The 19,775-nt window shown below is 44.8% G+C and carries 20 protein-coding genes and 1 riboswitch; of the genes, 10 read left to right on the top strand and 10 right to left on the bottom strand.

Annotated elements, in window-relative coordinates; translation table 11 throughout:
* Positions 1 to 7: 7 nt before the first annotated feature.
* The 6 genes from metG to GQ367_RS02150 are packed head-to-tail and all read left to right on the top strand — an operon-like array spanning position 8 to position 6,220.
* On the top strand, positions 8 to 1,675 hold the full coding sequence (gene metG, locus GQ367_RS02175; RefSeq protein WP_215291093.1) for a methionine--tRNA ligase: 1,668 nt from the start codon (positions 8 to 10) through the stop codon (positions 1,673 to 1,675).
* Complete coding sequence (locus GQ367_RS02170; RefSeq protein ID WP_251370189.1) at positions 1,672 to 3,399, top strand: SulP family inorganic anion transporter; 1,728 nt, start codon at positions 1,672 to 1,674, stop codon at positions 3,397 to 3,399. The genes metG and GQ367_RS02170 overlap by 4 nt, the downstream gene beginning before the upstream one ends.
* A 29-nt stretch (positions 3,400 to 3,428) precedes the next feature.
* On the top strand, positions 3,429 to 3,611 hold the full coding sequence (locus GQ367_RS02165; protein ID WP_215291091.1) for a DUF3460 family protein: 183 nt from the start codon (positions 3,429 to 3,431) through the stop codon (positions 3,609 to 3,611).
* Complete coding sequence (locus GQ367_RS02160) at positions 3,608 to 4,444, top strand: ScpA family protein (RefSeq protein WP_215291089.1); 837 nt, start codon at positions 3,608 to 3,610, stop codon at positions 4,442 to 4,444. Before GQ367_RS02165 ends, GQ367_RS02160 begins: the two co-directional genes overlap by 4 nt.
* 25 nt (positions 4,445 to 4,469) lie before the next feature.
* The gene (gene panC, locus GQ367_RS02155) at positions 4,470 to 5,318 is read left to right on the top strand and encodes a pantoate--beta-alanine ligase (protein ID WP_215291087.1); all 849 of its coding nucleotides are present in this window, start codon (positions 4,470 to 4,472) and stop codon (positions 5,316 to 5,318) included.
* Between the two features lie 5 nt (positions 5,319 to 5,323).
* The gene (locus GQ367_RS02150; RefSeq protein WP_215291086.1) at positions 5,324 to 6,220 is read left to right on the top strand and encodes a cobalamin-binding protein; all 897 of its coding nucleotides are present in this window, start codon (positions 5,324 to 5,326) and stop codon (positions 6,218 to 6,220) included.
* A gap of 28 nt (positions 6,221 to 6,248) precedes the next feature.
* On the opposite strand, the gene GQ367_RS02145 is transcribed toward GQ367_RS02150, so the two are convergent.
* Genes GQ367_RS02145 through GQ367_RS02135 form a run of 3 tightly spaced genes read right to left on the bottom strand, consistent with a single transcriptional unit; the run spans position 6,249 to position 9,836 of the window.
* Positions 6,249 to 7,037 (bottom strand): ABC transporter ATP-binding protein, encoded by a 789-nt coding sequence (locus GQ367_RS02145; protein WP_215291084.1) that lies wholly within the window; start codon positions 7,035 to 7,037, stop codon positions 6,249 to 6,251.
* Positions 7,037 to 7,996, bottom strand: a complete 960-nt coding sequence (locus tag GQ367_RS02140) for an iron ABC transporter permease (RefSeq protein WP_215291082.1) — start codon at positions 7,994 to 7,996, stop codon at positions 7,037 to 7,039. The genes GQ367_RS02145 and GQ367_RS02140 overlap by 1 nt, the downstream gene beginning before the upstream one ends.
* 4 nt (positions 7,997 to 8,000) lie before the next feature.
* Positions 8,001 to 9,836, bottom strand: a complete 1,836-nt coding sequence (locus GQ367_RS02135; RefSeq protein ID WP_215291080.1) for a TonB-dependent receptor domain-containing protein — start codon at positions 9,834 to 9,836, stop codon at positions 8,001 to 8,003.
* Positions 9,837 to 9,918: 82 nt separating this feature from the next.
* Positions 9,919 to 10,145, bottom strand: a riboswitch (cobalamin riboswitch).
* Positions 10,146 to 10,158: 13 nt separating this feature from the next.
* Between GQ367_RS02135 and GQ367_RS02130 the strand changes: the two genes are divergently transcribed.
* From GQ367_RS02130 to GQ367_RS02115, 4 genes are all read left to right on the top strand, one after another.
* Positions 10,159 to 10,395: a hypothetical protein gene (locus tag GQ367_RS02130; RefSeq protein ID WP_251370188.1), complete on the top strand. Its 237-nt coding sequence runs from the start codon at positions 10,159 to 10,161 to the stop codon at positions 10,393 to 10,395.
* Positions 10,392 to 10,742: a cell division protein ZapA gene (locus tag GQ367_RS02125; RefSeq protein ID WP_215291077.1), complete on the top strand. Its 351-nt coding sequence runs from the start codon at positions 10,392 to 10,394 to the stop codon at positions 10,740 to 10,742. The genes GQ367_RS02130 and GQ367_RS02125 overlap by 4 nt, the downstream gene beginning before the upstream one ends.
* Positions 10,743 to 10,948: 206 nt before the next feature.
* The gene (locus tag GQ367_RS02120) at positions 10,949 to 11,260 is read left to right on the top strand and encodes a hypothetical protein (RefSeq protein ID WP_251370187.1); all 312 of its coding nucleotides are present in this window, start codon (positions 10,949 to 10,951) and stop codon (positions 11,258 to 11,260) included.
* A gap of 10 nt (positions 11,261 to 11,270) precedes the next feature.
* Positions 11,271 to 12,092 carry a sulfite exporter TauE/SafE family protein gene (locus tag GQ367_RS02115; protein ID WP_215291075.1) on the top strand — a complete coding sequence of 274 codons (822 nt, stop codon included), beginning with the start codon at positions 11,271 to 11,273 and terminating at the stop codon, positions 12,090 to 12,092.
* Positions 12,093 to 12,173: 81 nt separating this feature from the next.
* Here GQ367_RS02115 and GQ367_RS02110 read toward each other — a convergent pair whose 3' ends face one another.
* The 7 genes from GQ367_RS02110 to GQ367_RS02080 all read right to left on the bottom strand — a co-directional run bounded on the left by GQ367_RS02110 (position 12,174) and on the right by GQ367_RS02080 (position 19,712).
* Complete coding sequence (locus GQ367_RS02110; protein WP_371818545.1) at positions 12,174 to 13,694, bottom strand: malonyl-CoA synthase; 1,521 nt, start codon at positions 13,692 to 13,694, stop codon at positions 12,174 to 12,176.
* Positions 13,695 to 13,725: 31 nt separating this feature from the next.
* Entirely contained in the window at positions 13,726 to 14,730 is a 1,005-nt protein-coding gene (locus GQ367_RS02105; RefSeq protein ID WP_215291073.1) for a tripartite tricarboxylate transporter substrate binding protein, read from the bottom strand.
* Positions 14,731 to 14,816: 86 nt separating this feature from the next.
* Positions 14,817 to 16,103: a malonyl-CoA decarboxylase gene (locus tag GQ367_RS02100; protein WP_251370186.1), complete on the bottom strand. Its 1,287-nt coding sequence runs from the start codon at positions 16,101 to 16,103 to the stop codon at positions 14,817 to 14,819.
* Positions 16,100 to 16,792 carry a GntR family transcriptional regulator gene (locus GQ367_RS02095; RefSeq protein ID WP_215291071.1) on the bottom strand — a complete coding sequence of 231 codons (693 nt, stop codon included), beginning with the start codon at positions 16,790 to 16,792 and terminating at the stop codon, positions 16,100 to 16,102. Before GQ367_RS02095 ends, GQ367_RS02100 begins: the two co-directional genes overlap by 4 nt.
* Before the next feature lie 69 nt (positions 16,793 to 16,861).
* Entirely contained in the window at positions 16,862 to 17,641 is a 780-nt protein-coding gene (gene lgt, locus GQ367_RS02090) for a prolipoprotein diacylglyceryl transferase (protein ID WP_215291069.1), read from the bottom strand.
* A 52-nt stretch (positions 17,642 to 17,693) separates the two neighbouring features.
* On the bottom strand, positions 17,694 to 18,158 hold the full coding sequence (locus GQ367_RS02085) for a DNA polymerase III subunit chi (protein ID WP_215291067.1): 465 nt from the start codon (positions 18,156 to 18,158) through the stop codon (positions 17,694 to 17,696).
* 3 nt (positions 18,159 to 18,161) lie between these two features.
* Positions 18,162 to 19,712, bottom strand: a complete 1,551-nt coding sequence (locus GQ367_RS02080; protein WP_371818544.1) for a leucyl aminopeptidase — start codon at positions 19,710 to 19,712, stop codon at positions 18,162 to 18,164.
* Between the last annotated feature and the right edge of the window lie 63 nt (positions 19,713 to 19,775).

Genomic DNA, 19,775 nt, shown 5'->3' with positions numbered 1-19,775 from the left:
AAAATCCATGCCTATGCGCCAAATTTTAGTCACTTCAGCCCTACCTTATGCCAACGGTCAAATACATATTGGTCATTTGGTGGAATACATTCAAACCGACATTTGGGTTCGATTCCAAAGAATGCGCGGGCATGAAGTTCATTACGTAGGCGCTGACGATACGCATGGTACTCCCATCATGCTGCGCGCTGAGAAAGAAGGCATCACGCCCAAAGAGCTGATTGCCAATGTTTGGAAAGAACATAAAAGAGATTTTGATGATTTCTTAGTCTCTTTTGATAACTACTATTCCACAGACAGCGCTGAAAACAAGACGCTTTCAGAAGAGATTTATATCAAGCTGCGTGAAGCTGGCTTGATTGAGAAACGTGCCATTGAACAAGCCTATGACCCCGTCAAAGAAATGTTCTTGCCAGATCGCTTCATCAAAGGCGAGTGCCCCAAGTGTGGCGCCAAAGATCAATATGGCGATTCTTGCGAAAAGTGTGGCGCGACTTACGCCCCCACAGATCTAAAGAACCCCTTCTCTGTGGTCAGTGGCGCAACACCGATCCGCAAAGTATCCGATCACTACTTCTTCAAATTATCTGATCCACGTTGCGAAAGCTTCCTCAGAGAGTGGACTCAGGTTAAAACTCCGCTGCAAGTGGAAGCTCGCAACAAAATGAAAGAATGGGTCGGCGAGCCAGGTGAGAGCCAACTAGGTGATTGGGATATTTCTAGAGACGCCCCTTACTTTGGCTTTGAGATTCCAGATGCGCCAGGCAAGTATTTCTATGTGTGGCTAGATGCACCAATTGGCTACTACGCCAGCTTTTTAAATCTATGCCAACAAAAAGGTTTGGACTTCAACGAATGGACCAAACCAGACACAACCACTGAGCAGTACCACTTCATTGGTAAAGATATTTTGTATTTCCACACTTTGTTCTGGCCTGCGACTTTGCATTTCTCTGGCTACCGCACACCTACCAATGTTTTTGCCCACGGCTTCTTAACGGTTGATGGCGAAAAAATGAGTAAGTCACGCGGCACCTTCATCACCGCCCACAGCGTGATTGAATGTGGCTTGAACCCAGAGTGGTTGCGCTATTACTTTGCAGCCAAGCTGAATGCCAGCATGGAAGATTTGGATTTGAACTTACAAGACTTCACTGCGCGCGTGAACAGTGACTTATTAGGCAAATACATCAACATCGCAAGTCGCAGCGCTGGATTCTTAGTCAAACGCTTTGGCGGCATCGTTGATGATGCAGCGATGAGTCACCCACTGCTCGGTCAGTTGGCCGATGCCAAAGATGAAATTGCTGACCTATACGAAACACGTGAATACGCGAAAGCTTTGCGTCGTGTGATGGAATTAGCTGACTTGGTCAACGGATTTGTTGACAGCAACAAGCCATGGGAAATCGCCAAAGATCCGAGCAAAGAACAAGAGCTACAAACTATTTGTAGCATCACTTTAGAAGCCTTCAGACGTTTGACCTTGTACCTCAAACCCGTGGTGCCAAATGTGGCTGCAGGCGTTGAAAGTTTCTTCAACATCCCACCGATGTCTTGGGATGATGTGAACAAGTCCCTATCGTCAAAGCAAGCGATCAATCCTTATCAGCACTTGATGACGAGAATTGATCCGGTCATGATAGAAAAACTCATCGCAGCCAATCAACAATGATGAACCTAGCGCGTTTTCGACCTAAAATCGTCAACGCCGCTAAGGGCTACAACAGCCAAACATTTATCAGCGATTTAAGCAGTGGCATCACCGTTGGCGTCATTGCTCTTCCCTTAGCGATTGCATTTGCGATTGCCTCAGGACTTAAACCTGAAGCCGGCTTGATCTCTGCAGTCATTGGTGGTTTTTTAATTTCAGTCTTTGGTGGCAGTAAAGTTCAAATTGGCGGTCCAGCCGGCGCCTTTGTCGTGATTGTTTACGCGATCGTTGAACGATACGGCGTTGCCAACTTAATACTCTCAACATTCTTTGCCGGAGTTTTGTTGTTCACCATGGGTTTGTTTCGCGTGGGCAATTTGATTCGCTTCATTCCTGTGGCCATCATCATTGGCTTCACCAGCGGCATAGCGGTATTGATTGGTCTATCTCAAATCAAAGATGCCTTTGGTTTACAAGTTGAGAAGTTACCGGCGGATTTCTTTTCTCAAATTCATGCGTTTTATCAATACGCCAACACCGCCAATCTCTTTGCATTTGCGATCGCTTTGAGCACTTTGGCTTTGATCATTCTGTGGCCCAAAGTCAGCGCCTTAGTCGCCCGCATTTGGCACCCCATCAGCTTTGTTCCTGGCATCATCGTCGCCCTTCTGTCGATCACCATTTTGGTTTACGTATTGGATATCCCTGTAGAGACCATTGGTAGTCGCTTTGGTGAGCTTCCCAATCAAATACCGAGCCCCAAAATCCCAGCCTTTGATTGGGAAACAGCCAAACAACTGTTTGCACCAACTCTGACGATTGCCATTCTTGGAGCGATTGAATCTTTACTGTGCGCGAGAGTTGCAGATAACTTGAGTGACGATAAACATGATCCTAATCAAGAGTTGATGGGACAAGGCATTGCTAACATGGTGGTGCCATTCTTTGGCGGACTACCTGTGACAGGAACCATTGCTAGAACAGCGACCAATGCCAAAGCTGGAGCAAAAACACCCGTGTCAGGGGTGATTCATGCGGTGGTGATTTTATTGATCATGATCATTGCCGCACCTTTTGCTAGCCATATTCCTATGCCATGCTTGGCAGGCATCTTGATCTACATTGCATGGAATATGTTTGATCGCACTGAGTTCAAACGCTTGAAACAATTCCACATCACCTACCAATTGATTTTGTTGGGCACATTTTTCTTAACGATCATTTTTGATCTGACCGTGGCAGTGCAAGTTGGTCTTATCTTGGCGTGCATTTTCTTTATCTACAGAATTTCATCATTGACTCGCATTGAAAAATTGGAGCTTCCAGAATCATTCGCCCATGAAGATGATTTACCACTGAATGATTCATTTGATTTAAAAAACAGTGTTGAGGCTTATGGCATTTATGGATCTTTATTCTTTGGGGCGGTCGATAAAGTTGAAGACTTATTCAACCCTCAAGATCCAAATCGCTTAAAACCAAAAGTGATCATTTTGGAAATGCATCAATTGATCAATATTGATACCAGCGGTATTGATGCTTTAAAAGCCTTGAATAATTCTCTGAATAAACATGGTGGTCAGCTCTTGGTCTGTTGCGCCAACAGCCAACCGTCATCATTGATGGTACGCAGCGGCTTCATTGATGAGATCGACCCAGAGAACAGTCTAGAAACCCTGGATTTGGCCTTTGAACGAGCTAAAAAGCTCAGCGCTGAGGCCTGTAAGGTAAATGTAGGCAGTTGAATCTGTTAAATCGCTACAATTGACAAACTATGGCCCAATACAAATCAAATATCACTCATTTTTTGGAAGAGTTAAAAGCTCAAAACCCTCAGCTAGAGCAGGCTCAGCAAGAGGGACGCGCCCTTTTATGGGATAAAGCTCCAATCAGTCCAGAAGAGCAAGAGCGCCAAAAAGCAGCTCGCGTGAAGCAAAAAGCGTACGTCTATCAATGAGTGATTTAATTACCGCCATCCCTGATGTCACTGATGGCATGTCAGAGTCTTTTGCGAGACTCTATGGGGAGCCTTTATTTCAGCTTCCCTCTGATTTATACATTCCACCTGATGCCTTAGAGATTTTTCTAGAGGCTTTTGAAGGTCCTCTGGATCTTTTGCTCTATTTGATCCGCAAACAGAACTTCAACGTTCTAGATATTCCAATGGCTGAGGTAACCAAGCAGTACCTTGGCTATATTGAACAAATTCGTCACACCAACCTAGAGTTAGCAGCTGAATATCTTTTAATGGCCGCGATGCTGATTGAAATCAAGTCACGCATGCTCTTGCCAATGAAAAAAGCTGATAGCGATGAAGAGGTAGAAGATCCTCGCGCAGAATTGGTTCGACGCTTGCTTGAATACGAGCGCATGAAACTGGCCGCTCAAGAACTCGACAAGATGCCAGTGCTCGGTCGCGACTTCTACAAAGCCAACGGTCACGTTGACACCACGGTGGCGGTTACTTGGCCTGATATCAATCCAAATGACATCCAAGCCGCTTGGAGAGATGTTCTGTATCGAGCCAAGCTCAATCAACATCACACCATCACCCGTGAGCAATTGTCTGTGCGTGACTTCATGACACGCATTTTGCGACGCTTGCAAGGTGAGCGCTTCATTGAATTCACTGAACTCTTTGAAGATGCGATTGCTACTGGTCAAGGTGCGCCAATGGTAGTGGTTAACTTTATTGCGATGCTAGAGCTCTCCAGGGAGTCTTTGATTGAAATCACTCAAGCTGAACCGTACGCCCCTATTTATGTGCGTTTGGCATATTCGCCTAACTAACATCACCCCCTAAAGAAATTTTTCCATGAAGATCATCAGCGACATTCAAGATTTGCGTGATCAATTGCGCGGCCAAAACCGAGCAGTGTTTGTTCCAACCATGGGCAATCTTCATGAAGGTCATCTTTCATTAATGCGCTTAGCCAGACAGCACGGCGATCCAGTGATTGCCAGTATTTTTGTGAATCGTCTGCAATTTGGGCCAAATGAAGATTTTGATAAATACCCTCGCACCTTTGAAGCAGACGTTGAGAAGCTAGAAAAAGAAGGTGTGTACGTACTGTTCGCACCCACCGAAAAAGATTTGTACCCAGAGCCTCAAGAGTATCGCGTTGAACCTCCTGAGAATCTAGGCAAGATACTTGAAGGAGAATTCCGCCCAGGCTTTTTCCAAGGCGTGTGCACAGTTGTTTTAAAACTATTCTCTTGCGTTCAACCGAAGGTGGCAGTGTTTGGTAAGAAAGACTATCAACAGTTGATGGTGATTCGTCAAATGTGTCGCCAATTAGCTCTGCCAGTGGACATTGTTCCAGCAGAAACAGTGCGCGCAGACGATGGCTTAGCCCTTTCTTCCAGAAACGGTTACTTATCAACAGAAGAGCGCCAAGAAGCTGTGCAATTGATTCAAACGCTCAAAGAAATCCAAGAAAAAGTATTGCAAGGCAAATTAACAGCTGCAGACATCTTGAAAATCGAACAAGACGCTTGCGCTAAGTTAAGCAAAAGAGGATGGGTTCCTGATTACATCTCTGTGCGCAAACGAAATGACTTGTTAAGCGCCAATGATGCTGACCTTTCTAGCAATCAGCCATTGGTTGTTTTGGCAGCGGCCAAATTAGGTAAAACTCGCCTCATCGATAACCTAGAAATCTGATCAAGATGCGCTCACAAGGCTTTTCAATAGCATTGATCGCCTCTCAACTACTGTTTGGCATCTCAATAAGTTTTAGCAGTCATGACAGCTTTGCTAAACAAGAAGGCTCACAACCCAAGCCACAACGCATCATCACCCTAGCACCTCATTTGAGTGAGCTTGTGGATTCGGCCGGAGGATCTGAGCGCCTCGTGGGCGTGAGCGCTTACAGCAACCATCCAACTTCAGTCAAACAATTACCCATCACCAGCGATGCAAGATCAATTGATCTTGAAAAAATGAAATCACTTCGCCCAGACTTGATCATTTACTGGCGAGGTGGAATGTCTGAATCTCAGATTCAATCAATCAAAAAGACATTCAATAAAGATGTGCAATTCATTGCTGTGGAACCTAAAAAGCTATTGGATATTGCTACTGATATTGAAACCATTGGCAAAGCCTTGGGCACTGACCTGATTGCCAAAAAGAATGCTGATGTTCTTAGACTCAAAATAACAGAACTCAAAAATACTGAAAACAAACAAACAAATATCAGTCAAAGAAAAGTCAGGGTGTTTTATCAAGTCTGGGCACAACCCTTGATGACACTCAACAAAGATCACATCATCAGTGACATCATTCAACTATGTGGTGGCGAGCAATTATTTGCGAATGAAAAAGTTTTGGTCCCAACGGTCAGCAGAGAAGCTGTCATCAAAGCCAACCCAGAAATTATTTTTACCGCAGTAGACAATCAAAAAATGAGCAGCGATTGGTCGATGTGGACTTCTTTCTCACAGCTTGCTGCGACGAAAAACAAAGCATTTGTTGATCTAGATGGCGACATCATCAGTAGGCCATCACCTCGAATCATGCAAGGCGCCCAAAAGATCTGCGCTGAAATCAATCGACTTCGCTAAGTTATTCGCTAAGTTATTTATTAAGTTATCAAGCTGGGACGTAAACGACTTGACCCTCAACTGTCTGCGCAGTTGCAATCGGGTGACCCAATGATTTTTCCAAATTAATCGGATTAATCACTTCAGATAAAGACCCAGCCAAATAAGAGCCATCATTCATGAGCAAGAGTGCATGAGTGAAGCCTCGATGGATCAAACCAATCTCATGCAAGCTTGCGATGATGGTTTGATGACATGACTGACTTCTTTCAGTCAGTGTTTTTAATAGACTTACTTGATGACCAATGTCTAAATGAGAGGTTGGCTCATCCAACAGAATGGCTTGGGTATTTTGCGCAAAACATGCTGCCAAAGAAACTCTTTGACGCTCACCCCCTGATAAGGTTTGCCACTGGGCGTTTTCTAGGTGAGCAACATCACAGGCACGCAAAGCAGCTTGGGCTTGATCAATCTCTTCTGCAACATCAAGATGCCATGGCCATTGGGCTGCCAAGACCATATCGATGGCTCTTAGACCCACGCCACTCACCGGAAACTGTTCTGCATAAGCCCGAATCTTTGCAAGCTCTTCTGGCTTATAACTGAGTAAGGCCTGTCCCAACCAATTGATTTGACCCACAGAAGTATTGGCTTGAACGCCTGCAATGATTCTCAGTAATGTTGATTTGCCAGCGCCATTGCGACCGATCAAACACCAGCGCTCACCCTTCTTCACTTGCCAATTTAAATCTTTGACCAAGCGTCGCCATGGAACCTCAACATCCAAATGTTTTGTTTCTAAAACGATGTTGACATTTTCAACAGAATGAGTAGTCATCATGTATTCCAATGCCTAAAACGAGACAAGATCCACAAGAAACTAGGCACCCCGATCAGTGCGGTGATGATGCCTACTGGTAACTGAGACGGAGCAATGATGGTTCTGGCAAACATATCAGCCAAAACTAAAAAAGTACCGCCCAATAATGCAGAGGCAGGCAATAAGAACTTTTGATCAGGGCCGTGTTTTTTAATGATGCATGCTCGCAGAAGATGAGGAACCAACAATCCAACAAATCCGATTGATCCTGCGATCGACACAGCTGCAGCAGCTGATAAAGCAGACAGCAAAACCATCATCCATTGAACATAAGAGACATCAACACCCAAGGTCAAAGCTTTATCAGTGCCCAATTGAAGCAAATGGATTTTTGGAGAAAGCTTCCACACCACAATCAACACAGATATCCAAACACCTAATATGGCGCCCACAGCTTCAAGGCTGATGACCGAGTCCAAATCACCCATTAGCCAATGAATCATGCCAGGCATGGCCACATTCGAAGCGAAGGTGATCATGAGAGTGCTGATAGCACCGCAGGCGGTGGCAATCATGACACCGGCCAACAACATTCGCGATGGATGAGCGGAGTAACCACCAACCAGCAACCACAATAGGAGCATCACAACGATCGCCCCCATCCAAGCACCACCAGCAACCCAAATAGTTCCAGCACCACCCATCATCAAGACAGCCAAAGCACCCACCGATGCCCCACCAGACACACCCAAAACAGATGGCTCAGCCAACGGATTGCGAGTCAAGACTTGCAAAAGACTGCCAGACATTGCCAACAAACCACCCACAGCAAATGCAGCCAACACTCTGGGTAAGCGCAATTGGTAAATGATGGCAGCGTCTGCATTAGAGACACTGCCAATAGATAAAGCCAAAGCCATCGCCGCCAGTGATGCAATCACGAGCAAAACAAAAAGAGTGGTTTTGGATGAGGTCATTTAATTACTTTGGTTGATATTGCAATGTAGCAAAGACTCCGCGACCAGGGGTGTTATATCCATAAGCTAATTGATAATCACGGTCAAATGCATTATCTAATTTAAGTCTTGCCGTCCACTCTTTATCAATTTTTTTGCTAGCGTAAAAAGACCAAGTTGAATAGCCGGCTAAAGTTCCACTACCTCCTGTTCGATCCGTACGCTCTGCGGAACCATATAGCTTTGCACCCAGGTCATAAGAACCAATTGCTCTACTAACATCGACCGAACCATATTGCTTAGCTCTACGTTCCAACTGACGATTATTTGAAATATCCCAAGGATCTTGAGTAACAGCACTTAATTTTAAGATGTATCCACTTAAAGATAATTTTGAAGATAATTCAAAACCCCTATTTTCAACTTTACCTATGTTTTCATAACATTCTGAGCTGCAAGAGCCAGTCCCTGTATATGAAATTGCATTTGTCGTTGAGGTATTAAAGTAAACCAGTCTCGTCAAACCACGTGGATTAGCTTGCACAAATCCAACTTCTCTACTTTTATACTTCTCACTTACCAACGCTGGAGTATCTGTTTGCTCATAGAGTGTTGGAGTATTGAAGCCGCTAGAAATACTACTAACTGCTTTAAGACTTTGAGTCAGTTGATATCCCAAACCCAATAAACCTGTCGTCGCTTCCTGTCCCGTGGTTATATTGTCATATCGAATATTCAACTGCGAAGTTAGGCGATCATACTTACCTTGGTGTCCAGCAAAAATGGCGCGCGCATTTCTAGAGGCATCGCTATTCGCCCAACTGCTGACTGCAACACTATTTGCCCTAACATCCTCCGCACCAAAATTGAATGACTGAGTTTCTGAATATTGATAGGTATTGAACCAACGCACCTGATTCTGACGAGTATCATTGTTGGTGTTCAAACCGCCATTTGTATGCGCCTTTATTTCGACTTGAGATGCATTTATATCAAGCTGAGATATCCATCGATCATTGATTTGATTTTTGAGATAAAGCCCTGTTAAATAATTTGCACTTGTTTGAGTGTGAAGATCAGCTCTACTTCCGTAAGCATCATCGTAATCAAGCTTGGCATAGGTAGCGTTTAATCTAACGCCAATCTCATTCCCCGCTCCCAAACTTTTTGACAAAGTGCCACTCATGGAGTTATTCAAATAACCATCTTTATCAGAATTAGCATTAGGATAATGAGAAGAGTTAATTGCTGAATATCCAGATGTTTCTTGCCTAGACACTCCAAGGTTAAATTTGTAATCATTAACCTGTCCACCATAACCAACCGCTACATCGGAAGTATTCCTGGAGCCATAAGAAACTGACGAGTATGCTTTTGGGTCGCCTTTACCTGCTTTAGTAAAGATTTGAATGACGCCACCTACTGCACCTTGCCCATAAAGTGCTGAAGCATTACCACGAAGTAACTCAATGCGCTCTATCTGGCTCAAGGAGATGTTTTCTACTTGAGAAGTACCGGTAACCTCATCTTTTAAACGAACGCCATCAACAATCACAACGACGTTCTTACTATCTTGACCTCTTAAGAAAAAAGAAGTGATAGAACCTGGGCCACCATTTCTACCAAACTCAAAACCTGCCTCACCCTGCAATAAATCAGCTAGATTAGTTGCCTGCGATTTATCAATGTCGGTTCTAGATATTACTGACACAGAGGGCAAAACATCTGATAAAGATTGTTCGGTTCTACTTGCCGACACAACTACTGGATTAAATTCCGAGCTGGTTTGAGCTTGCGCCGTTGAGATGGTTGCAAAAATGCCTGCGCAGGCGAGCGCAACCTTGGTTGGTTTTGTAAACATAGGATGAACTTTCAAAAAACAATGGTCGCTGGCTTGTTCCCCCGCAAGCACGGAACCTTCATAACCGAGTAACGTCCCCGTAACTCAATTAACCATTCCAGGCCGGTATCCGGGCTCATGAAACTAACTCAATGACCTTCCCAGCCTAAGCCAGTGGTATATCGATTGAGCCGGCACTTGCGTGCGTTCACTTACCGTTGCGGGGGCAGCACAGGTTATCCTTTAGCCTTAGACTAATAAGACCCCTGTTTCCCGTTTAACTTTGGTAGATTGTTATCTTCCAAGAGCACCTAAGAACGAGAGTAGTATATACAATATGCCTATGTCAGAACTTACAAACAATTCATATAGCCGTTTGCAAGACAGTCTAGAGCGCCTAGAGGGTAAAACCAAGGCTTTACTAGAAGCTGTGGAGCAATCGCATAAAGAACGCTTGGCCCTTGAGACCAAGATTGAAGATGCTCAGGCACGTATTCAGCAAATCTTGGAAAAACTACCAAGCCAAGCGGATACCGGCCAATTAGACTTACTTTCTGTCCACCCTAAGGATATGCAATGAGCCAACACCGCATTGAACTTACATTGGCAGGTCAAAAGTTTGCGTTTTCCACAACGCCAGAACATGAAACCAGCTTAAGAGCTGCTGCCGCGATTGTTGACGAACAACTAGAAGCAGCTTTATCAGCTGGTAATCGCAGTATTGAACGTGCCGCCATCATGACTGCTATCAAATTAGCGGGCGACCTTCAAGCGGCAAAAATGAATCTCAGCAACACAGAAAACCCTGGTGCCAGCCTTGATCAAATCGATGCCATCCAAAGCAAGGTTGATCAAATTGAAGCATCCGTTGATTCTGCGCTGAAAATGCTTTCCCTACCTGGTGCGCCAAGGCCAATAGTTCCTTGAACCGATGCGCAAGCATCAGGCGTGGGCCATATAGTGTGGGCGCGAGCGTCTCGTTACTCACAGAGTCAGCCTTCGGGTCATACTCTCCCTGAAAGACTTGATGCACCCGAAACATTATTGCCATGCCACCTTGAACCTACTGGGTTCAGGATGACGGCCTAGCGGCCAAGGTGGGGAATCTAATTTGTACTTAATTGGAGATTGCAATGCTTAAAAAATCCATCATCACAGTAAGTTTGACAGTTGCTTTGACAGCCATTGCATCACCAGCATTTTCTGCAGATATCAATAATGGCAAAACCCTTCATCAAGCCAAATGCTACCAATGCCATGCTGAAAAATCTGGTCTAGGTAATGGCGACATCATTTACACCCGAGCAGATCGCAAAGTAAAAGATCCGGCACGCCTTAAGTTCATGGTGAACATGTGTAATACAGAATTGCGCTTGGACCTATTCCCGGAAGATGAAGCAGATTTAGTGGCTTATCTCAATCAACAATTTTATAAATTCAAATAAAGAGTAATCAATGACCCTTGTTCAAATCGGTGCACTAGCAGTTCTTGGCGGTTTCACAGGCTTTGCAGCAGGTTTGTTGGGGATTGGTGGAGGCATGATCATGGTGCCCTTCTTGACCTTCTTATTCACCCTCTATGGCTTTCCACTTGAAGTGGTGGTTCACATAGCCATTGCCACATCCATGGCCACCATCATCTTCACCTCCCTATCTTCCGTGAGAGCACATCATAAGCGTGGTGCAGTGCGTTGGGACATCGTGATTCTTTTAGTGCCTGGCATCTTGATTGGCGCTCTTTTAGGTGGCGGAAAATTATTTGCCCTACTCAAAACATCTTGGCTCTCTTTGATCTTTGCTTTATTTGTTGGCTTCTCGGGCTACCAAATGTTGGCGAATAAAAAACCTAAACCAAGTCGCACCATACCAGGCAAACTTGGCATGTTTGGTGCTGGCAGTTTCATTGGATTTTTATCCAGCTTGGTTGGTGCTGGTGGCGGGTTCATATCAGTTCCCTTCATGACCTGGTGCAACGTCGCTATGCACAACGCGGTTGCCACTTCTGCTGCCCTGGGATTTCCAATTGCATTGGCCAGTGCGATCGCCTACATCATCAGTGGCTATGGCAATCCGAACCTTCCTAGCGGCTCCATTGGTTACATCTATGTACCAGCCCTTATTTGTATTGCATTGGCGAGCGTGGTGACAGCACCTCTTGGCGCAAAAGTGGCTCACCAACTCAATGTGGCACAACTGAAAAAAGTATTTGCCTTGGTGCTGTTCGCGCTATCAGCCTATATGCTCAACAAAGGCCTGATCACTTTGGGTCTCTACTAAAAAGGTTTTTATAAAAGAACAAGGCCTTCTTAAGAAGGCCTTGCATTTGCTACTCTTACCGCTTTATCAAAGATCTAAAGCTTAAGCATAAGTTTGGCGCAGAATATTTTTCTGCACTTTACCCATCGCGTTTCTAGGTAACTCAGAAACAATGATGACTTTCTTTGGCACCTTAAAGTTTGCAATCTTGCCTTTGAGATCAGCAATCATTGCATCTGAATTGAGCTTGGCACCCGGCTTAGCAACCACCACCGCCACCACAGCCTCACCAAAGTCAGGATGAGGCACGCCAATCACAGCACTCTCATCAACCCCAGCCATGTCATCAATAAAACTCTCAATCTCTTTTGGATACACGTTATAACCGCCAGAAATGATCAAGTCTTTGCTTCTACCAACGATGCAGAGGTAGTTATCAGGAACCTTGCCAGCGCTGGTCTCACCGCCCCAACGTCCAACATCGCCTGTTTTGAACCAGCCGTCTTTGGTGAACTCTTCTTTGGTCTTCTCAGGCATGCGCCAGTAACCTTTGAATACGTTCGGGCCCTTGACTTCAACGCTACCGATTTGATTCACGCCACAAAGCTTGCCAGCGTCGTTGGTGATACGAACTTGAGTCTTAGGCAAAGGTAAGCCCACTGAGCCACCCACACGAGCACCCTCATATGGATTAGAAACCAACATCACTGTTTCACTCATGCCATAACGCTCAAGAATCGTGTGACCCGTTCTTTCTTTGAAAAGATTGAAGGTCTCAGTCAACAATGGAGCAGAACCAGAAACAAACAAGCGCATGTTTTTAACCGTTTGCTTGGTGAATTCTTTATCTAACAATAGGCGCACGTAAAACGTTGGTACACCCATCATCACGGTTGATCTTGGCATATGCTTGATCAACTCTTTGGTATCCAAACGTGGTAACCAAATCATTTTGCTACCATTGAGCAAAGCTCCATGGGAAGCAACAAACAATCCATGCACGTGGAAAATAGGCAAAGCATGTAATAAAACATCGCCTTTTTTCCAAGCCCAGAACTTCTTCAGCACTGCGGCATTACTTCCCAAGTTGCCATGAGTCAACATCGCACCCTTGCTTCTACCGGTTGTGCCTGAGGTGTAAAGAATGGCCGCCAAATCGTCATCATCACGCTTGACCGTTTTGAACTTATCAGATTGTGTCGCTGCGCGATCCAAGAGTGTGCCCGTGCGGTCTTCACCCAAGGTGAAGACATGCTTGGTTCCTGCCTTGAAGGCAACTTTAGACACCCATGAGAAATTCTTAGGGCTGCAGACCATCACCGCTGGTTCAGCATTGCCAATAAAGTACTCAATCTCTGCAGCTTGATAAGCTGTATTCAATGGCAAATACACCAAACCTGCCTTGAGCGTTGCCAAATATAAAAAGAGTGCTTCAGGTGACTTCTCAACCTGAACTGCAACTCGGGATCCTTGAGGTAAGCGCAAACTTGCCAAAAGGTTGGCCATTTTTGATGTGGCCTTTTCTAAATCATCCCAGCTATAAAACAAACCATCATGCGTTTCAATCGCGCATGATGGTTTATCTTTTGGAAAGCCGGATTCTAGTAACTCATATAAATTCATCTGAATCTCAACTTAAATTGTTAAATGCTAATTACATCTTGGCGCCAGAGGCTTTCACAACTTGATTCCAACGCTTGATTTCAGCATTAACAAACTTGCCGAATGCATCACCAGTCAAAGTAGGAACTTCTGAACCGTTATTTAGCCAAATTGTTTTTAGCTCAGGTGTGCTCATGGCTTTTGTTACTTCTGCAGTCATCTTGTCGATGATAGGCTGTGGAGTACCTTTTGGTGCCCACAAAGCGTACCAGCTACTGACTTCATAACCAGGCAAACCTGCTTCTGTTGCAGTTGGAATATTTGGGAAAGCTGGATTACGTTTGCTTGAAGCAACTGCAATCGCTTTGATCTTGCCACTTCTGATGTGCTGAGCAGATGAACCTAGACCATCAAACATGATGTCTACTTGACCAGCCATCAAATCAACCAAAGCTGGGCCTGCGCCACGGTAAGGAATGTGAGTGATAAATGTCTTGCTCATATCCTTGAACTGCTCACCAGCCAAATGGTGTGATGTACCGTTACCAGCACTACTAAAGTTCAACTTACCAGGATTCTTTTTAGCGTAATCAATCAAACCCTTTAAATCATTTACTGGCAATTTTGGGCTAGCCACGATGATTTGTGGAGGAGCAGCTACCAAAGCTACAGGCACAAAGCTCTTTTCAATATCGTAGTCTAGTTTTGGGTACATAGATGGTGCAATCGCGTGGTGAACCGCACCCATGAAGAATGTGTAGCCATCTGGAGCTGCCTTTGAAGCAATAGCAGCACCCAAAGTACCACCCGCACCAGCTCTGTAATCCAAAATGAACTGTTTGCCTGTCATTTTGTTCATCATGGTTGTCAAAGGACGCGCGAAGGCATCAGTACCACCACCCGCTGGGAATGGCACGACGATCGTGACTGGCTTATTAGGCCAATTAGGATCAGCCATCACAGCTGTTGAGCCCATCGATAAGCCCACTGCAGCAACTGCTGCTACTGCACCCACTACTGAGGTCAATCGACCAACTACATTTACTGATTTTTTCATTTTTGTCTCCTCGTACTCTAATTAAACTATCTAAAACTTTAAAACTGTTGCTACTAATATCACTACTGATTAAATCAAACTAAAACTCATACCAACTGCGAAACTGCTCTTGAATAAATCACTTCACCATTCACAAAACGTTCATGGTTATCTTCTACCTTATCAAGGTCGTAAAGGTAATTCACCATCAAACCTGCAGACTGCTTGATCCCTTTTTTAGATAAGTCACCGGACCAATTGATGCGGTGCAATTTTGCGCCATTTCCCAGATGGAACTTGGCCACAGAATTACCGCCTCTTCGAGGTGAGTAATATAGCAAGTAAATCGCGCACAAAGCCATCAAGGCCTCTTTTTCCTTCAAAGATGAAAGATCTGGATGCCACCCATTTTGCAAGCGATCATGCCAAGATTTCTCTTTTAAATTAAAGACTTTTATGGCTTCTTGGTACTTTTCAAGAACCGCAGGCTTCAAATGATCTAGGGGTAAGTCCGCATGCGAACCCAACCACTCCATCAAGCCCGGAATTGGCGATAAAGTGCAAAAAGTCTTTAGCGACGGAAACTCTTTCTTCAAACTCTCGGCCACCCGCTTGATCAAAAAGTTCCCCATCGAAACCCCACGCAAACCCGGCTGACAGTTACTGATCGAATAAAAAATAGCGCACTTATATTGATTGCTCTCCAATGCTGAAGATTTCTTATCCACCAATGGCGCAATCGACTCTGGAATATCCGGTAGCAGCGCCACCTCCACAAAGATCAATGGCTCATCTGGCAATTGAGGATGGAAGAAAGAAAAACAACGACGATCCGGCTGCAAGCGACGACGCAAATCATCCCAGCCATCAATCTCATGTACAGCTTCATGCTGAATGATCTTTTCAAGAATATGCGCTGGTGACTTCCAATCCACCTGGTGCATTTTCAAGAACCCTGGATTAAACCAAGAATTCAACAAATGCTGCATGTCCGCATCAACTGCTTTTAACTCTGGCTTCTTCGGCAATAACTTGAGCACCTGATGACGCATATCGATGATCATATGGGTGCCGCCTGGGGCACGATTCAAGCGGCGCAACAGTTCTTGTCTTGGTGACTCAGAAACTTTCATCAACCAAACAAAATTATCAGCGCTAGGGTCCTTTGAGTACAACTCAGCAGCGCTCAACACATCAGCGGGGCTTGGATTTAATTTTTCTGATAAATGTAGAAAATATTCTGATTTTTGTTCGTCATCCAGCGTTTTGAAGTTTTCAATCAAATCACTGGCCATGCTCGCAGCGTTTGATTCTCCGCGCTCAGATAACAACTTCTTTGTGGCACTGAGGGTTTTGCTCATGTGCCTGGCTTTGAGCATCTTATCCAAAATCATGCTGTCAACCTCTGCTCTGACTTGAGCTGTCTTAATGCTTCACGTTGATTTTGGATATGATCTTTCATCAAGATCTCAGCCTTCTTGCCATCTCTTGCTTTCAGAGCCTCAAACACTGCCATGTGCTCTTTACAAGACTCTTCAATTCTGCCGCGATGATGCAAGCTGCGATGACGAGATAGGTTCAAAATTTTTCTCAAATCATGAACCATTTGCGTCAACCACTCATTACCCGCTAAATGCTGAATGGCCACATGGATTTCTCGATTGGTGGCGTAGTAGCGATCAATGTCTTTATCTTTGGCATACGCCTTGAGTTTTTTATGAAGCAACTCCAAGGCGTTCAATTCTTGATCACTGGCTTTTGAAGATGCTTCAAACGCACATCGTCCTTCAAGCATTGCCATCAAAGGAAAGATTTCATCTAAATCTTTTTCAGTTAATTCGGTGACATAGCAGCCGCGGCGCGGCTCTATTCTTAGCAAACCTTCGGACGCCAGAATTCTGATCGCCTCTCTGAAAGGAGTTCTAGAGACCCCTAATTGCTCTGCTAATTTTTGCTCATCGATCCAAGTGCCGGGAGATAAAACACCACCAGCGATCATCGAGCGCAATTGCTCGGTGACTTCGACATAGAGGGCTGTTTTAACTACTTTTAAGGTCATGTACTCAATATATTTTGTATACATTATTGAATACATTGGTAAATACCCTCATCAAGGGAAATTACCTAGGGTTAGAAGGGTCAACCCTTGAGTTTATTGAGTCTTGCGACTGAGCAAATAAATACCAAAAGCAATCATTGGCAGAGATAACCATTGACCCATCGACAGCCCCAGGCTCAAGAGTCCTAAGAAGCTATCAGGTTCGCGCGCAAACTCTGCTAAAAATCTAAAGAGGCCATAGCCTAAGAGGAATAAACCAGACACCTGACCAATTCCTCGGGCTTTGCTTGCGTACCACCAAAGCACAACCCCCAAAATAATGCCTTCACCCATGAATTGATACAACTGCGATGGGTGCCTTGCCAACATATCACCAGCTTGCGGAAAAATCATGCCCCATGCGACATCTGTGGGTCTTCCCCACAATTCACCATTGATAAAGTTACCCAAGCGACCAAATGCAAGTCCAAACGGAATCAATGGAGCAATCAAATCTGTGACTTCAAAGAATGTCTGCTTATTTCTTTTAGCGGCCCAAAGCATCGCAACCAACACACCCAAGAAGCCACCATGAAAAGACATGCCACCTTCCCAAACTTTGAGAGCATCCAATGGATGACTTAAATAATGAGCAGGCATGTAAAAAATCACATAACCCAAACGTCCACCCAAAATCACACCAATCACACCTGCAAATAAAAGGTCTTCAATGTATTTGTAACTGAGGTGCTGATAGTGAGCTTGCTTGGTGCGCAACTTACCTAAAAGTAGAAATTGAGCAAAAGCCAATAAGTACATCAAACCATACCAATGGACCGCAACAGGCCCTAGGCTAATAGCAATCGGGTCGAACTGAGGGTGCATCAATGCCATGTGAATATTCTTAAAGTGTCAGGTGTTGAATGATTGATAGGCATCAAATTAGTTATTGCCCTGTTTGATCAAAGTTATGCAGCTCATGACCTTGATCGCGATAAGCTTTATAACGTTGACGACCAGCTTGACGATCAGCTTCATCGGTAGAAACAATTTCAACAATGCGTGGAAATCTTTGCGCAAGCGCTTCTACTGAAACAGGTAAATTTTGACCCACATGGATCAAGACATCACCATGAGGTAAATGATCTAGCTCTGGTGATTCAAAACTCTCAACAAAGACAATCGGTGTTTCATTGGCAACATCATCTTTACCCCAGGCATGTGGCAAAAATTCTGTTGCGCTGAAAGACCAAAGTTGTTGATCCAGTTCTTTCAAAAAAGTAGAAGACCCCACCACCACGATATTTCTCATGGGTAAGTCTTCATGCTTGCTTGACATGATCTTTCTGATCAAGCGACAACTGTACAGAGGCTTGTTGTCAACTTGACTGTGGAAATCGATTCTGGCCATGACTTATTTTGTCAAAAGATAGTTCACCAACAAAGGCACTGGTCGACCTGTAGAACCCTTGGCCGCACCGCTCTTCCAGGCTGTACCAGCAATATCCAAATGCGCCCAAGAATATTTCTCAGTGTATCTGGCCAAGAAACAAGCTGCCGTTACACTGCCCGCAGGACGCCCACCAATGTTGGCCATGTCTGCAAAGTTAGATTTGAGTTGTTCTTGGTAGGCGCTGTCCAGCGGCATTCTCCAAACAGTATCTTGCGATGTGCGACCAGCACTCAACAAACTCTCAGCCAATGCATCATCATCTGAGAACAAGCCTGAGTGAACTGCGCCCAATGCAATCACACAAGCACCCGTCAAAGTGGCAATATCAATCACTGCTGCAGGTTTAAATCTCTCAACATAGGTCAATGCATCACACAAAATGAGACGACCTTCTGCATCGGTATTCAAGATCTCAATCGTTTGGCCAGACATGCTGGTGACAATGTCACCAGGACGAGTGGCTTGACCTGAAGGCATGTTTTCGCAAGTTGGAATAACACCAATCACATTCTTTTTTAATTTGAGTTCGGCGACTGCACGCATCGTGCCAATCACTGATGCAGCGCCACACATGTCGTACTTCATCTCATCCATGCCTTCACCAGGCTTCAATGAAATACCACCTGTATCAAAAGTGATGCCCTTGCCCACCAACACCACTGGCGCATCGGTGGCGCGGCCACCCTGATGGCGGATCTCAATGAACTGAGGAGGAGTCACAGCACCTTGAGTCACGGCTAAGAAAGCACCCATCTTCAAAGCTTCAATTTCTTTGCGACCCAAAACCTCAACCTTCAAGCCAAACTCTTTGCCCAGTTTTTTGGCACTTGTGGAAAGATATGTTGGATTACAAATATTAGGCGGTAAGTTACCAAGGTCTTTGGCCAGATCCATACCGTTGGCAATTGCACGGCCTTCAGCAACAGCTTCAGCCACTGCTTTGTTATTTTTTGCACCACTGGCAATGACTAACTTCTTAAGCGATGGAGCTTTTTCAGCAGGCTTGGTTTTAAATTGTGGATGGCGTGCACCAAATTTATACACTTGCTCACGAGCCAATTGAACCAAAAGACGCACTTGAGTCAAACCATCTTTGGCAGAAAAATCATCGAACACCCAAACAGCATCCTTGGCGGTGGTGGCAATTAAAGACTTTAGGCCAGCAGAAATCCATTTAGAACAATTGTTGGCGCCCTGCTTTGGCTTGACCTTTGGCTCTTCACCACAACAAATCAACAACAATCTATCAGCCTTAAGACCCAATTTGGCCCATGCATCGGTGGCATTGAGCAAAAGAGTGCTGCCAGATGTCGTATCCAAATCTTTGTTCTCAATGGCTCTTGCAACCGCCCCATGAGTAGCAGCATTCAGGGCCGCCAAGCCGCCCGATAACTTTTTGGCATTCTTGATACTGTTGGCAGGAAACGCCCATACCAAGCAAGCAGTGACAGAAGACATTTGAGCCTTTATTCCTAAAGCGCCCTCTCCAAATACTTTCGTGCTACATTCCATGTGGATTTCCTTTGCTTTACCTTTGCTCAAGGCAAGTTTCTAATAACAACCATTATCGCCCAG

It is taken from the genome of Polynucleobacter sp. MWH-CaK5, from assembly GCF_018687615.1.
In the GTDB taxonomy this organism is placed as follows: domain Bacteria; phylum Pseudomonadota; class Gammaproteobacteria; order Burkholderiales; family Burkholderiaceae; genus Polynucleobacter.
Note: the sequence above shows the minus strand (reverse complement) of the source record. Positions and strands in the feature narration are given on the sequence as shown.